Source organism: Amycolatopsis kentuckyensis (assembly GCF_002155975.1).
Lineage (GTDB): Bacteria > Actinomycetota > Actinomycetes > Mycobacteriales > Pseudonocardiaceae > Amycolatopsis > Amycolatopsis kentuckyensis.
On record NZ_MUMI01000909.1, the window covers coordinates 1 to 559 of the forward strand.

1 protein-coding gene is annotated in these 559 nt (G+C 66.9%); it reads left to right on the plus strand.

All coding sequences use genetic code 11. The features are described from left to right. Positions 1-511, plus strand: a 511-nt coding sequence (locus CCN39_RS49070; RefSeq protein WP_208630718.1) for a hypothetical protein, incomplete at its 5' end; no start/stop codon positions are given. Positions 512-559: the final 48 nt, after the last annotated feature.

A 559-nucleotide genomic window follows, 5' to 3' on the forward strand; every position in this document is an offset into this window, starting at 1 on the left:
CTACTCATGTCGGGGGCAGTCCTCCAAGACGCACGTCCACGAAGCGGTCGTCGACTACCTGCGAGAGCCGAAGCCTCTGACCGTGTGCTTCGTCGGCGACTGGGACCCGAGCGGCCGCTCTGTTCCCCGGTCGGTCGTCGAACGCATGGAGCGCTACGGGAACGGTCAGCTCGACCTCGCCTTCCGGCAGATCGCCGTCACCGCCGACGATGTCCGCTCCGGCCAGTTCACCAGCCACTACGTGAACACTGCAGACGTCAACTTCAGGCGGTACGAGCACGAATGCCGCGCCGAAGGAATCGACCCCATGGGCGCGGTCGAGGTCGAGGCGCTCAGCCCCGGCCTGCTGCGCCGCAGGCTCAGCGACGCGATCGAGGCCCTGATCGACGACGTCACCGCGTGGAACCAGCTCTCCCGAGCCGAGCAGACTGAGCGCGAACTCCTGCAGAACCTGCACGCACGCGTGAGCGAAGCCCTGCGCCACGAGTCCGGAGACTCGCCGACAACATGATCACCGGCACTGCGTAGCCCGCAGGAATCCGTGATGGGCAGGTCCTCG